Source organism: Shewanella oncorhynchi (genome assembly GCF_012584455.1).
Lineage (GTDB): Bacteria > Pseudomonadota > Gammaproteobacteria > Enterobacterales > Shewanellaceae > Shewanella > Shewanella oncorhynchi.
Window position 1 is genome coordinate 1 of sequence record NZ_JABAEB010000002.1, and the last position, 14,463, is coordinate 14,463.

14 protein-coding genes are annotated in these 14,463 nt (G+C 45.6%); 6 read left to right on the forward strand and 8 right to left on the reverse strand.

All coding sequences use genetic code 11. The features are described 5' to 3' along the window. Window positions 1-389 (forward strand): transposase (locus tag HGO26_RS02390; RefSeq protein ID WP_168823086.1); only part of this gene is annotated, 389 nt, incomplete at its 5' end. 321 nt (window positions 390-710) lie between these two features. Here HGO26_RS02390 and phoU read toward each other — a convergent pair. The 4 genes from phoU to HGO26_RS02410 form a co-directional block, all read right to left on the reverse strand. After that, the gene (gene phoU / locus HGO26_RS02395; RefSeq protein ID WP_028760530.1) at window positions 711-1,421 is read right to left on the reverse strand and encodes a phosphate signaling complex protein PhoU; all 711 of its coding nucleotides are present in this window, start codon (window positions 1,419-1,421) and stop codon (window positions 711-713) included. A 70-nt stretch (window positions 1,422-1,491) separates the two neighbouring features. Continuing rightward, the gene (gene pstB / locus HGO26_RS02400) at window positions 1,492-2,310 is read right to left on the reverse strand and encodes a phosphate ABC transporter ATP-binding protein PstB (protein WP_028760531.1); all 819 of its coding nucleotides are present in this window, start codon (window positions 2,308-2,310) and stop codon (window positions 1,492-1,494) included. Between the two features lie 33 nt (window positions 2,311-2,343). Further along, window positions 2,344-4,002, reverse strand: coding sequence for a phosphate ABC transporter permease PstA (gene pstA, locus HGO26_RS02405; protein WP_168823088.1), 1,659 nt, complete (start codon window positions 4,000-4,002; stop codon window positions 2,344-2,346). Window positions 4,003-4,061: 59 nt separating this feature from the next. Next, window positions 4,062-6,320 carry an ABC transporter permease subunit gene (locus HGO26_RS02410; RefSeq protein ID WP_168823090.1) on the reverse strand — a complete coding sequence of 753 codons (2,259 nt, stop codon included), beginning with the start codon at window positions 6,318-6,320 and terminating at the stop codon, window positions 4,062-4,064. A 200-nt stretch (window positions 6,321-6,520) separates the two neighbouring features. On the opposite strand from HGO26_RS02410, the gene HGO26_RS02415 reads away from it, so the two are divergent. The 3 genes from HGO26_RS02415 to HGO26_RS02425 all read left to right on the forward strand — a co-directional run bounded on the left by HGO26_RS02415 (window position 6,521) and on the right by HGO26_RS02425 (window position 9,118). Then, window positions 6,521-7,021 (forward strand): glycine cleavage system transcriptional repressor, encoded by a 501-nt coding sequence (locus HGO26_RS02415; protein WP_028760534.1) that lies wholly within the window; start codon window positions 6,521-6,523, stop codon window positions 7,019-7,021. Between the two features lie 460 nt (window positions 7,022-7,481). Further along, on the forward strand, window positions 7,482-8,135 hold the full coding sequence (locus HGO26_RS02420) for a DedA family protein (RefSeq protein ID WP_168823092.1): 654 nt from the start codon (window positions 7,482-7,484) through the stop codon (window positions 8,133-8,135). 161 nt (window positions 8,136-8,296) lie between these two features. Beyond that, window positions 8,297-9,118 carry a DUF2797 domain-containing protein gene (locus HGO26_RS02425; RefSeq protein WP_168823094.1) on the forward strand — a complete coding sequence of 274 codons (822 nt, stop codon included), beginning with the start codon at window positions 8,297-8,299 and terminating at the stop codon, window positions 9,116-9,118. A gap of 248 nt (window positions 9,119-9,366) precedes the next feature. Here the strand turns inward: HGO26_RS02425 and HGO26_RS02430 are convergent, their stop codons facing one another. Then, window positions 9,367-10,050, reverse strand: coding sequence for a DUF4136 domain-containing protein (locus HGO26_RS02430; protein WP_168823096.1), 684 nt, complete (start codon window positions 10,048-10,050; stop codon window positions 9,367-9,369). Window positions 10,051-10,449: 399 nt separating this feature from the next. Between HGO26_RS02430 and HGO26_RS02435 the strand changes: the two genes are divergently transcribed. Next, window positions 10,450-11,043 carry a LysE family translocator gene (locus tag HGO26_RS02435; RefSeq protein ID WP_028760538.1) on the forward strand — a complete coding sequence of 198 codons (594 nt, stop codon included), beginning with the start codon at window positions 10,450-10,452 and terminating at the stop codon, window positions 11,041-11,043. Between the two features lie 26 nt (window positions 11,044-11,069). Next, window positions 11,070-11,624 (forward strand): DUF1415 domain-containing protein, encoded by a 555-nt coding sequence (locus HGO26_RS02440; protein ID WP_168823098.1) that lies wholly within the window; start codon window positions 11,070-11,072, stop codon window positions 11,622-11,624. A gap of 228 nt (window positions 11,625-11,852) precedes the next feature. Here the strand turns inward: HGO26_RS02440 and HGO26_RS02445 are convergent, their stop codons facing one another. From HGO26_RS02445 to HGO26_RS02455, 3 genes are all read right to left on the reverse strand, one after another. Beyond that, entirely contained in the window at window positions 11,853-12,380 is a 528-nt protein-coding gene (locus HGO26_RS02445; protein WP_168823100.1) for a DUF4303 domain-containing protein, read from the reverse strand. Between the two features lie 123 nt (window positions 12,381-12,503). Then, window positions 12,504-12,977, reverse strand: coding sequence for an NTF2 fold immunity protein (locus HGO26_RS02450; RefSeq protein ID WP_168823102.1), 474 nt, complete (start codon window positions 12,975-12,977; stop codon window positions 12,504-12,506). 184 nt (window positions 12,978-13,161) lie between these two features. After that, window positions 13,162-14,448 carry an acetyl-CoA hydrolase/transferase family protein gene (locus HGO26_RS02455; RefSeq protein ID WP_168823104.1) on the reverse strand — a complete coding sequence of 429 codons (1,287 nt, stop codon included), beginning with the start codon at window positions 14,446-14,448 and terminating at the stop codon, window positions 13,162-13,164. Window positions 14,449-14,463 lie beyond the last annotated feature (15 nt).

Sequence of the window (14,463 nt, forward strand, 5' to 3'; positions counted from 1 at the left end):
CCATGTCGCCTCAAAAACTGGTTAATATTTACCAAAAGCGGATGCAAATAGAAGAAACCTTTAGAGATTTAAAAAGTTCCGCTTATGGCTTTGGTTTACGTCATAGCAGAACACGTTACGCGGCGAGGATGGACATACTGCTATTGATAGCGTTATTGGTGCAACTGGCATTTTGGTGGTTAGGATTATACGGGGAAACACAGCAATTACAGCTGCACTTCCAAGCAAACACGATAAAGAAAAGGAATGTGCTATCAACAATCAGGATGGGCAAAGAACTGCTGCGGCGACGGCATGATTATCCCATATCAGCAGATGATTTGCTTTGTGCTGCGAAGAAACTAGCTGAACTCTCATTAACTCATGGTTGTTGGGGCTATGAATTATGAGGGGATCCTACAGGGTCGAGCATCCAAGGACGGACTTGCTGCGCGTCGGTGAGCAAATGCCATGGCAAGCCTATATGCGTGGATACCAGCCAACGCCTAGCAACTAAAATGACAGTTCACTCAGCTATACTAGCCTGCAGAATTTTCCAATGCGTTTTTACCAAATCGAATTGACTCATCATTGCTATTAGTACTGTCAAATCAGTCTATAAAAGCAGTCGGCATTTATTAAGCCGCATTTAAAAGCCCTAAAAGCAAAACGCTCCACAGAGACTGTAGAGCGTTTTATTCAGGCATTAAAACTGCAGATTAATGCGTGTGTTAGCCTTTCATGTCTTTTTCCATATCTTCGTAGGAAGTATGGCGAACGTCTTTACCTTTTACGTAGTAGATGATGTATTCACAGATATTTTTGCAGCGGTCACCGACACGCTCTACTGCGCGTGCAGCCCATAATACGTCGAGTATGTCTGGGATTGAACGCGGATCTTCCATCATATAGGTCATTAACTGGCGAATAATGCCTTCATATTCACGGTCAAGCTTAGCATCTTCTTTATGCAGCTCTAACGCGGTATCGGCATCCATACGGGCCAAGGCATCTAAAGTCGCATGCAACATCCGAGTCGCATGACGCCCCATATTTTCAATACTAACTAACAAAGGCTGCTGATTATTCAAACGTTTATCTAATGCCGCTTTTGCAATCCGCACACAGGCATCACCAATACGCTCAAGATCGGCGATGGTTTTTGAAATAGCGATAATCAAGCGTAAATCGCTGGCCGCAGGTTGACGCTTGGCAATAATACGCGTGCATTCTTCGTCAATGGAGACTTCCATCGCATTGACCTTATGATCGCCTGCAATCACCCGCTGGGCTAACTCGGCATCGAGGGCACTTAAGGCATCAATCGCTTGCTCTAGCTGACGTTCAACCAAGCCACCCATGGCGAGCACTCGATTACGGATATCATCCAGCTCAGCGGTGAACTGACCCGAAATGTGCTTACTTAAATTCATGTTTTCCATTGCGTTCCAACCTGTTACTTAACTGTTGACCCATACCAAGCCGTGGTGGCCTTATCCGATACTCAAGCGATTAACCGTAACGTCCTGTGATGTAATCTTCAGTCTTACGTTTTTTCGGCGTGGTGAAAATCGTATTAGTATCAGCATATTCAACTAATTCACCCATATACATAAAGGCCGTTTGATCCGATACCCGCGCCGCCTGTTGCATGTTGTGAGTCACGATAACTACAGTGTATTTCGTCTTAAGCTCAGTGATTAACTCTTCAATCGTCAGCGTCGAAATCGGATCGAGTGCCGATGTTGGTTCGTCGAGTAATAGCACTTCTGGCTCAATGGCTATCGCACGGGCAATCACCAGACGTTGCTGTTGACCGCCAGACAAACCAAAGGCGTTATCGTGTAATCTGTCTTTAACTTCGTCCCAAATCGCCGCGCCGCGCAATGAACGCTCAGCCGCTTCGTCGAGTTCACGACGGTTATTCAGCCCTTGCAATCTCAAGCCATAAACAACGTTTTCGTAAATCGACTTAGGGAAAGGATTTGGGCGTTGGAACACCATACCGACATTACGGCGCAGGGCCGCGACGTCGATTTTTTTGTCGTAGATATTCTGGCCGTGCAGCAATATCTCGCCGCCAATATGACAATTATCAACTAAGTCATTCATGCGGTTAATACAGCGCAATAGTGTCGATTTACCACAACCACTGGGGCCGATAAAGGCAGTGACTTGCTTCTTGGGGATCTTCATCGATACATTAAACAGCGCTTGCTTATCACCATAGCGCAAATCTAAGTTACGGATCTCCAGCGCGGTGTCGTTCTGGCTTAAGTTAGCTAAATCAAAGTTATTGGTTTTCATTGCTGTCGAATCTATAGAAATCATATTTAGTCCTAATACTTTCAGGATAATCGCTGATTAGTGCTCAAGCGAACGATATTTTTCACGTAAGTGGTTACGCACGCTAATGGCCGTCAAGTTGAGTGCCACAATCACAGACACCAGCAAGAAAGAGGTCGCATACACCAGAGGACGTGCCGCTTCAACGTTAGGACTCTGGAAGCCCACATCATATATATGGAACCCTAAGTGCATGAACTTACGTTCTAAATGCACAAACGGGAAGTTAAAGTCCAGTGGTAATGTTGGCGCTAATTTAACGACACCCACCAACATCAGCGGTGCCACTTCACCAGCAGCACGAGCGACCGCTAAAATCAAACCCGTCATGATCGCTGGACTAGCCATCGGGATCACAATCCGCCACAGGGTTTCAGCCTTAGTCGCGCCCAGTGCCAAACTACCTTGACGCACCGCGCTTGGAATACGACTTAACCCTTCTTCAGTCGACACAATAACCACTGGCAGCGTCAAAATCGCGAGGGTTAATGCCGACCAAATCACCCCTGGCGAACCAAAGGTAGGAGCAGGCAAAGCTTCAGCGTAAAACAATTGGTCGATGGAACCGCCCATCATGTACACGAAGAAACCTAAACCGAATACGCCATACACAATCGAGGGCACACCCGCTAAGTTGATTACCGCAATGCGGATCATCTTAGTAATAGGGCCTTTCTTCGCATATTCATGTAGATAAACCGCCGCGACCACGCCAAATGGCGTCACGATAACCGCCATCAACATCACCATAAATACAGTGCCGAAAATCGCGGGGAACACGCCGCCCTCAGTGTTGGCTTCACGCGGGTCGTCACTCATAAAGCGTCCAATACCGACAAACCACTTACCAATTTTTCCTATGAGTCCTAAGTGATTCACATAGGTCACATCCAGAACGGTATCGAGCTTCAGTTCAACTTCTTCGCCGCGCATATCTCGGACAATAACCGAGTCACGCGCCGCATCATCACGCAGGGCAAATAACGCCTTTTCAAGCACTAAGTAATCTTCTTGCAGTTGAACTCTCTTGGCGACCAACTCAGCTTTTATACTGTCGGTCAGTTCCCCATCCAGCTCGAAACGACGCTCCTGCAAACGCAATTTTTCAATGGCGTAGTTAATCGAGCCAATATCTTGCTTCTGCAAATCAACCGCTTTGTCCGATAAGGCAACAGCGCGTTCGATATGCTCCATTAAGGAGGATTCAATCGCATCATTCACTAAATCAAGACGCTTGCCATTTTCAATCACGGCTATCGGATAACCGTAGAAGTTACCGTTTTTAGCCCGCTCGATCAGTGCGACCTCGCTTGGCACAGAACGACTAACAATGTCCGTACCTAATATCCAGCGGAAATCCAAACCCACAAATTCACGGTTACCGGTTTTCACTAAGTAACGGGTCACAAACTCGCCCGGGTGTTGCTTAAACACATGGCCAGCAGCAATCAAACGCTCAGTCGGTACTTCTTCCCTATCGTAAACCTCACCAATTAAGGTCGAACGTACACCCGTGTTATCTTCAAGCTCCCACTGGTAAACGGTTGCAGGCCAAAAGTAACTTAAGCCACGCCATGCGATTAACAATAATAAGCCTAAGACGGCAATCAAACTGATGCTCACAGCACCGCCCGTCATCCATATCCATGGCGAGCCTGATTTTACCCACTTACCCATTGCACAAACCTCTCAAGGTCACTGGCGAAATAGTATTTAATGTCATTGTCTTATCCCCGTTACAGCGAGCTATAGCGTTCACGTAGACGCTGTCTCACCACTTCTGCAATGGTGTTAAAGAAGAATGTAAAGATGAATAGTACGAACGCAGCAAGGAAGAGCACACGATAATGCGAGCTACCGATAGCCGATTCAGGCATTTCAACCGCAATGTTTGCCGCCAAGGTTCGCATCCCTTCGAACACGCTCCATTCCATGATGGCGGTGTTACCGGTGGCCATCAGTACGATCATGGTCTCGCCAACGGCGCGGCCAAGGCCCATCATAATGGCCGAGAAAATACCCGGACTTGCGGTTAACAACACCACGCGTGTCAATGTCTGCCAAGGCGTCGCACCTAAGGCTAAGCTGCCGTTAGATAAATGACGCGGTACAGAGAAAATGGCATCTTCAGCGATGGAGAAAATCGTTGGGATCACCGCAAAGCCCATGGCAATACCGACCACCAGCGCGTTACGTTGGTCGAAGGTGATCCCCAGTTCGTTAGTGATGAATTGACGGGTATTACCATCAAACAGCGCCACTTCGATGATTGGGCTGACCGCAAAAGAGAACCACCCCACGAAACAGACCACAGGGATTAACATCAGCTCTTGGTACACTTCGGGTAAACGTTGTTTCCACTTACCCGGCAACCTACTCCAGCCATAGGCAGACGTGAGTATCGAGGTCGGCAATAAGATCAGTAGAATTAAAATGCCGGGGAGATGTTCTTCAATCAGTGGCGCTAACCACAGACCCGCCAAGAAGCCTAAAATCACCGTTGGTAATGCTTCCATGATTTCAATGGTCGGTTTCACGAAACCGCGCACCTTAGGCGACATAAAGTAAGCCGTGTAAATCGCACCAGCAACGGATAAAGGCACGGCAAATAACATGGCATAAAATGCCGCTTTCATTGTGCCGTAGGCCAATGGCATTAAGCTCAACTTAGCTTCAAAATCGTCAGAACCTGAGGTCGATTGCCATACATATTGTGGCTCTGGATAACCTTCATACCACACCTTGTCCCACATGGCGCTCCATGACACTTCTGGGTGGGAGTTTTCCACACTGAAGATATGCAGCTTTTTGTCCGCCTCAACGACTATGCCGTTTGAGCGTGGGGTAAAGCCCATTTTACCGGGGTTTTTAAGGTCAAACTTTGCATCAAACAGTTCACGATGACTCGTAGTATAGAGTAGTGTTAGCTCACCCTCAGGGCTCACAGTCGCAAAACTCTTACGGTAGAATTCAGAGGTAATCGAGCTGATGGGCGGTAAGTCATCAAACTGACGAATCTCTTGATATAAACGCCCTTTTTCACCATTAACTTGGAAGTACTGCGCCACAATACCTGTGTCATAACTGACCAGTAATGAACTCGCACCCGCCAGCAAAGCCACGTTATTGACTTGTGCCTTAGCACGTTCAACATCAATCACCTGCAGCAGATCTAAGCTGTCAGTATCACGGATGTCGTACACGAAAATTTTATTGCCAGTTTGCAACATCAATTGACGTTGATCGGGCGTCATCAGCTCGTGGGAGACTTTCTTCGGCGCATCTTGAATTTGTGACGTCGTAGAAACCCACTCCACTTCTTCAGTCATCATGTTCTCTTGCCCTTCGAGACGAGTGAGGCGCCAAACACCACTTTCATCTTGATAAGCAAAACTCATTTTGTCTGAGCTATAAGTGAAGGTCAGCTTATGAATCGCGCTGCCCGTCTCATCGACGGTAATGGGGGTTTCACCTGCGGGATAACGCAGTTTAGGTGTGATTAAACGTTTGTTATTGGGGTACGTTAAACCAAACTCTAGGCCCGCCACTATGACCTGACCATTACTTAATCCCAGCGCAAAACGTTGTTCGCTCGGTACAGCAACGGCGGCGCTGGTGACGGTAACACCCGCAGGTAACGTCGGGGTAAAGCTAGAAAGTAAGCTACCGTCGGCAACAGTATAGAAGTCCACTTGACCATGAACGCTCACACGGTACATCACCTCATTTTGCTCTTCAGCACCCACCATTAAGGTCGGCACATCCGCGTGTTGATAGCTCACACTCTTAACGGGTGTGACATCAGCACTGTCGAAAATGGGTTTAATCACATACAACAGATAAAAGAAGATCAACAATAAGGCGACAAATACCATAGTGCCGCCGATAGTGACGCTGATTTGCGCCGCTTTATCCTTAAATGCCCTGCGATTCGAGCGTCCGCCTTTAAGCATACTGTGCGATGCAGAACCAGGTTGAGTGACCTGACTTTCCATTAAGAACCTCTATTATTAATAGCTAGCGAGTTTTTTCGCTAGGATTTGCCGAGTGCTATGCTTACACTGTTTGAACGTAAACTGAGCAATAACAACATCCTTTATTCTAAGTGCGTTGGATTATATGACGCAAAGATGACAGTTGTGTTACACCCCGTTTTAAAACAGGTGCCTTTTACAAAAAATAGGAGTCAGTCACTATGCTACGATACTTAATCACACTACAAGCACCTGATAGAAAAGGATTAGTAGAACAAATCGCCCATGCTGTGAGTCGTCATGGCGGCAACTGGCTCGACTCAGAATTACGCCATATTGACGGTGTCTTTGCCGCGATATTGTTACTCGAAGTGCCGTCACTGCGCATGGACGAGCTTATTGAGGCCCTAGAATGCATCGATAGCCTGTCCCTCACTTACTCCAAAACCTCGGTCGCCCTTAAGCCCATCAAACGCTTAAGTTACAACCTAGTGGCCTATGACAGACCCGGACTTGTGCTCGATATATCTAATAAAATCAATGCAATTGGCATCAATATCGAGCAGTTTAGTAGTCAATATGAAACCGCAGGCCACACAGGTATAGCTTTGTTTCGGGCGACCATCGGCCTTGGACTCACAGATCTCGCCCAAGAAGATCAACTGGTAGAATCCCTCTATGCTCTTGGGGATGATCTCGTGCTCGATAGATTAAGCCGTTAATGCCATTAACTTTTACGGCAAGCTAACACTTAGCACACCAATACATTTAGAGAGTGCACTCGCAATGGCACTTTCAAACAGCACTTTAAGAGCGCTTAAAAGAATGTTTAAAAACCGATATTCGCGGCAAGATGTTCAAATTAAGTTAAGCCAGTGCAATCAATACTGGATAGTTGGAATGCGCATAGGAATCTGGCAAGTGGGTTTGTAAGTTGATGCCATCATTCGAAATTTATTAACCCTATAATAATGCTTAATATTTTTACTATAAAAAGCCCACAAAACCCGATTACTGAATCATAAACACACTAACACCAACAAAATTTAATGTTGTAACTGCCTTTCGATTCATGCTCCCTTGGTAGAATAACCCACGAAACACCATAGCTCAGGTTCAAAATTGCCGCTTTCGAGCTTTTCCATCTTTATGTTTTATCAATTATTTTAGGGAGTAGTACGTATGGAGCAGTTATACGAACTGGCCCAAGCTATGATACACAATGATCTGGCGGTTTTAGCCAATCCTAAAATCGCCCTCATGGTCAGCGCATTAATTTGTGGCTTTTTAGTGTTAGAAAATGGCTTTATTCCCACCGCATTTTTACCCGGAGATAGCCTACTCTTTCTCACTGGAGTGCTGATTTATCAAGATATTCTTCATATCGGTATTATGCCGTTATTGGTTCTAGCAACCTTTACAGGTACAGCTATAGGTTATTTACAGGGTCGATTTTTAGGGCATACCCAAATTTACCAAAAACTGCTGTCGAATATTGATATCAAACATCAGGAAAAAGCGACCCACCTAATTGATAACTATGGAGTGATAACCCTGCTACTCGCACGTTATATTCCTTTTGTTCGTACCGTTTACCCCTATATTTTAGGTGCAACGGGTATTTCTTCCCGTCGTTTTTTACTCATTAACTTCATCAGCTCAATGGTGTGGATTTTTTCCGTTGTTGGTTTTGGGTATCTCATTAGCCATACCCAATTAGCAACAAAATACCAAACACAATTTATGAGCATAATCATTTACTTGCCAGTAGCCTTGCTAACTTTCGGTATTATTGCCTTAGTGTACAAATGGTTAAGTAAAACAAAAGAGGTTTAGGTGCACTCAGTCAATCGACTTACTTATCGAAAAATCCTATCTAAACTGGCTTGGATAATCTTGTATACTGGCGGTCACGCAATGACGATATAACGAAAGCGTGCACTAGACCGCATGATGAGCGACTAAGCTGCACCAGAACGCAACACATTAGGATGACCATGTTAGGAACGCTAAAAAAGATGCGCGTGCAGTTAGATGACGCGCAACAAGTGCAATATCAACTCTTTGTTGGTGATGAGTTACTCCCGCTCAATCCATTGATAGGCAAGCAATTAACCTTGACCCACACGGGCAATATCTTCTGCTGCAACTGCGGTAAAAAGAGCAAGAAGAGTTACTCGCAGGGCCATTGTTTTGTCTGTATGCAAAAGTTGGCGAGTTGCGATATGTGCATCATGAAGCCGGAAACTTGTCATTACGACCAAGGCACTTGCCGCGAACCAGAGTGGGCCCAGAGCCACTGTTTTGTGCCGCATTATGTATATCTGTCGAATACTTCGGGCGTTAAAGTCGGCATTACCCGCCACACTCAACTGCCCACCCGTTGGATTGACCAAGGTGCTACCCAAGGTTTACCGATTTTTAAAGTCTCAACAAGACAGCTCTCAGGCTTAGTCGAAGTAGAATTGGCAAAACTGGTTAATGATAAAACCCATTGGCAAGCCATGTTAAAAGGCCATGCCGACGATATTGATTTAAATGCTAAGGCTGCGGAACTGATCCCGCAAATTGAGGCTAAGTTGCACGAAATCGGCATGCAAAAAGGTGATTACAGTATCGAGCGTTTGCACGAAACGATTCAGCCAATTCATTATCCAATTGACACCTTTCCGAAGAAGATCACTTCGCACAATTTCGATAAAGATGTGGTCGTCAGCGGAATTTTGCAGGGGATCAAGGGGCAGTATTTAATGTTTGATACGGGCGTGATTAACATTCGTAAGTTTTCATCCTACGAGATCACAGTCGAGCACGACTGAAACAGTCTGAAATCAAAATGGAACCTCCCTCCATTAAAATGAAAAAGCGCGGCAGTTTTCACTGTCGCGCCCTTTATTGAGATGGCTGTCACTAAAGTACCATGTCCCACAGTTCAAAAATGGGAGCTAGCACCACAAACATGGGACCAAGACACCTCAATTAAGCACTAATCCCGTTTATCTGGCGAATGCTCCAACCAAAATGCTGACTCAATTCACTTAGAACTGAACTAAAGCTCAAACGCTGACTAAGGAGCCATATTAACCGACGGCATATTGACCAACATACTGGTAATGAGACTGTCGAAATTTTCGGTTAGCTCATCCATCTTTTTAATGTTGCCAAAACCTTGGGCAAGCACTCGCCAAATTGGCTCATCAACGCCCTGTATTTTAGTGGGTTTAAAGAGCGCTATCACCACGGTACCTTTGTCATACTTTTGGGTATTCACACCGTCGGTTGACAGCCCAGCGACTAACCCTGTCACTGCCAAAATTTGTTCATCGCTCATTTCAGTTCCCATAGCGACGCCAAAGCCAACCTGAAAATCCGCCAGTAGTGGATCTTCGACCCAGCGATATCCCTTACTCTGCAAAGTTTGCTTTAATACAGCTTGCATGTGTTGCAACACTGGCTGCGGATCTAAGCGTTTATCTGTGATGATTTTTTGAAATTTAGGATGCCAAGTGAATGTCATTGCCGTTGACGGTAATTCACTGAGATCGCCAGACATCACGATTGTGGTTCGCAACGGCTGCGCCGCGTTATCCGTCACAGTCACGCACCCAGTAAGACCTAAAACACTGCTAAAAAGCAGTATTAACACTCTCAAATACCGACTTAACACTCGGTCGGGAACCCAGCAAGGAACTCGACTGAACTGTCGATTTAGCACTCCACTTAGCTCACTATGTAATGATGGATTCATCATGCCCTGTTACCTCAATCTATAAAATGCTGTCTAAGGATAGTTGCTATTACTAAAACTGAAAGCTGATATCCATCATAGTGTTAAATCAGCATATTCCAATATATCTTGATATTCGTACTAACACAGAAAACCATCAAACTGCGCTAGCCCTATTCTCACGCCATTAATCCCATCGAGGCATGTACATATTTTGTTATTCTTTTTAGTTTATAAACTCGCTATGTCGTATAGGCGCGGCAACATTTAATCGCTAGAATGCCACGCCTGCGTTGCAATCAAATGTCGCAATTATAAATAATAGCAACAGAGTATTGCGTACCGTCCGATGAGTAAATCGCAGGCTCAATGCGGCAAATAATCACAATGCCATAAAACTAAAATAAAGGTGTGGATCTATCTATGGAGTTAATACTCGCTATCGCGTTGTTTGCCTTTTCATCTGGGATCACCCCAGGGCCTAACAATATTATGCTAATGACCTCAGGGGTAAACTTTGGCGTAAAACGCAGTATTCCGCATCTTATGGGAATAAGCCTTGGCTTCCCGACCATGATCCTCGCGATAGGTTTGGGCTTAAGCGCCCTATTCCAAAGCTATCCTATCATCCATCAAGTGATTAAAGTCGTCGGCATAGGTTACCTTTTGTATCTGTCTTGGTTGATTGCCAACAGCAGTAGCAAGATGGAAGGTAAAGCCATTGCTAAACCCTTCAGTTTTATCCAAGCCGCGGCCTTTCAATGGGTCAACCCTAAGGGCTGGATCATGGCCGTGGGCGCGATTGCGACGTTCACGTCAGTACAGCAGGATTTGACCCCGCAGGTCATCACTATTGCAACGGTATTTTTGTGCGTCGCATTTCCCTGCGCTATCGTCTGGCTCGGCTTTGGTGTAGCCCTTAAACGCATTTTAAAAAATGAGCGCCAACAGAAGATTTTTAATATCACTATGGCGCTCTTGCTTGTGGCGTCTATCATCCCTATGATCGCCCCCTAATTTTTAAGCACGAGCAAACGACCGCCATGAACGAAATTGACATGATCACTCAACAAACCGACGACTGGGTGAAAAAAGTGATCATGAAATACAATATTTGCCCCTTCGCCAGACAAGAAGTCGAGCGCGGCAGTATTCGGTATCTGGTGGTGGAACAAACTAAAGTCAAACAAGTGCTTAAGGCATTGATCGAAGAATGCCAATACCTCGACGCCCACCCCGAAGCAGAAACCACACTGTTTATTCTGCCCCGTGGTTTTGAGGGGTTTTATGCCTATCTCGACCTTATCGACATGGCAACTGATACACTTATCGAACACGAGTACGAAGGCACTTACCAACTCGCCACCTTCCACCCAGACTATTGTTTCGATGGCGAACCACAGGACGGGGCTGCCAACTTCACCAACCGCGCGCCCTACCCAACCCTGCACATCATCCGCGAAGCCAGCATGGAGCTAGCTCTCGCCAGCTACACAGATCCCGAAACCATCCCAGAACGTAACATCGCCTTTTGCGAACGCAAAGGCAGCGACTTTTTCGTCAAACTGTTAGCAGAATGCATGGGGAAATCCTCATAACAGTCCAAATACGGCAGCTTTAATGAGATTGCGGCCCTTATCACTGAAGCGGATGAAGCCCTTTTCGATGATAACTCCAATATCCAGCCAACCTATGTTGAGCTGATTAAAACGATGATTGTTAACCATCTAGGGCTTGAACAAGGCAACCAGATAATCGAGCAATTGGAAATCAGGGCGTACTAATAACGTAGATGTTAATGATTTTAAAGTGTTTAAAATCAATTTTTATAAAAATCTATCGGCCAGCATATCAGCAACATCTTCGTCATGGTCGATACTAAAGGCCATAAAGCCATCGGTTTTAGGGATCGCTTGATAGACTTCAGTTTGGGTAAACAGCACAAGGCATTCGTTAAACACTGCGCGTATTTGCCGCACTATCTCCTCCCACTCACTAAAGTCATCTTCGGGTAAGCTATGTTGAATCGTCTGCAACTCATCCTCTGAAAGCAGGTAACATGTACTAAAACATTGATACTCCCAGTCACCTGTATTGAATTTAAGTTCTTGGATGGCCTCAGGGCTTTGGTATGACTCAGCCCATTTCCCAGACTGGTAATAGGCTAATCGCTGCTGAAAATCTGCCTCTGTATTAAAACAAAGATTTAATTCTGCGTATTCGGCATGGGTGTCAAAAGCAAAGGCATAAAAGGTTTTATCTGGATGAGCTAATAAAAATTGCTCAACCTCAACCGTTGTAAAGCGCAATATCTCGGCTTTGATGCGAGCAATAAGAGCGTTATCTAATGGCATAAAGATGTTCCATTTACACAATATTTTTTTGTGTCTCAGTGCATCACTTAAATTAAACCGACGTTACTAAACTCAATGCTTTAGTCATTTTTTACTGACGTCAAGCATTGAGATTAAGCTGAATTAAAGGATTTGTACGCTCCATTTCTCATTGCCATAGCGACGATTTTTATAGCTATCGATACGCCATTCATCGGCTTTTTTAAGAGCAATAAACAAATACTCATCTTCGAAGTTAGTGTTGGTTTTAATATAGATTTCGGCTCTGCTTTTATTTTTTAAAGTAATTTGCACTTCAAGAGGATGATCGCAACCATTAAATTTTGAAGGAAACCCGAAGGAATTACGCACTTTTCCGCCGTAAACACGGGGCTTATCGGTGCAAAAATCGTCAAATAACGGCGCTATTTGCTCATTCAGTAAAGCAAACCAATCGGTTTGCTTCGCATAATGGAATTCAGCCACTGGCAATTCCTGCCGTAGCTTATCTTCTTCGGCAGTTCTTTCGGTATAGAGGGTATTTTCGATACTGTTCCAGCGCGTACAAAAAGATAACACCCTCTCTGTTAAATATGCTTTTAATTCAATCTCATCCATTTAAATCATTGACTCCTTTCTTTATAAGTCTGTCGGTCAAACCCGCCAAGAGTTTATACCATATCGGGACAGACAAATGACTCTTTACCACGATTAAATGACGTATTAAAACCAACCCTTTACGCTCAACGAGCTTGCACCACTGCAAACTCGGCAGCAAGCCATAACACCAAGATTTACAATGCTATAGATTTAATCCCCACACATCAAAGGCATCACGACTTAATTGTTCCCTAAAATCTGGGTGAGCGATGGCGATCAGCGCTTGTGCCCGTTCGCGCAGTGAACGGCCGCGTAGATTGGCGGCGCCGTATTCGGTCACAATGTAATGCACATGGGCACGAGTGGTGACAACCCCTGCGCCAGGTGATAACACGCTTGCAATGCGAGAAAGCGTTCCCCCCGCGGCAGTGCTGGGCAGCGCAATCACAGAACGACCACCTTCAGATAACCCTGCTCCGCGGATGAAATCCATCTGGCCGCCAACACCTGAATAGATTTTAGTGCCAATGGAATCGGCACACACTTGGCCTGAAAGGTCGACCTGCAGCGCCGAGTTAATCGCCATCACATTGGGATTTTTACGGATAATGGCCGTGTCGTTAACTTGCTCTATGTCCATAAAGATGACCGCAGGATTATCATCAACATAGTCGTATAATTTCTGGCTACCCAGGGCGAAACCTGTGACGAGTTTTCCCGGATAAAAACGCTTCTTGCTGTTGTTAATCACACCTTTTTCAACCAGTTGCAATATACCGTCAGAAAATAGCTCAGTGTGGACACCTAAGTCTTTATGTTCGGTTAAACAAGACAGCACGGCATCAGGGATCGCACCTATACCCATTTGCAAACAATCGCCATCACGCACTAATTGGGCAACATTTTTACCGATCGCCAAACTCACCGCATCCCCCGTCGCGAAGGAATGAATAGGCAACGCCGCGCTCTGCTCATACACAGCGGCAAAACGGTCGATATGGATAAAGCTGTCACCATGGGTGCGCGGCATTTGTGGATTAATATGAGCGATGATCTTACCCGCGACTTGGCAAGCTGCGAGCGTTGCTTCAACCGAAATGCCTAAGGAACACATGCCATGCTTATCGGGTGGCGACACTTGGATAATTGCGGTATCAATTTTTTGCTCGCCGGAACGAAATAACTTAGGCACTTCAGACAGGAAAATCGGCACATAATCCGCGTCACCACTTTGCAGTAAAGCCCGCGTTGGCAGCCCACCGAAAAAACATCGATGGCGTAAATGCCCCTGTAAACTGGGATGACTTAAGGATTCGGCGCCTTCAGTATGTAACTGTAACAGGGTGAGATTTTCTTTGGTGAGTGCATGCTGCGCCAACGCATCTAATAAAATGCGCGGAGTGGCGCCCATGGAATGAGTCCACAGCGTCTCGCCGCTTTGAATTAAAGCAACCGCATCAAGCGCGCTATGACAAATGATTGGAGGCATAATGAATTCCCTTCG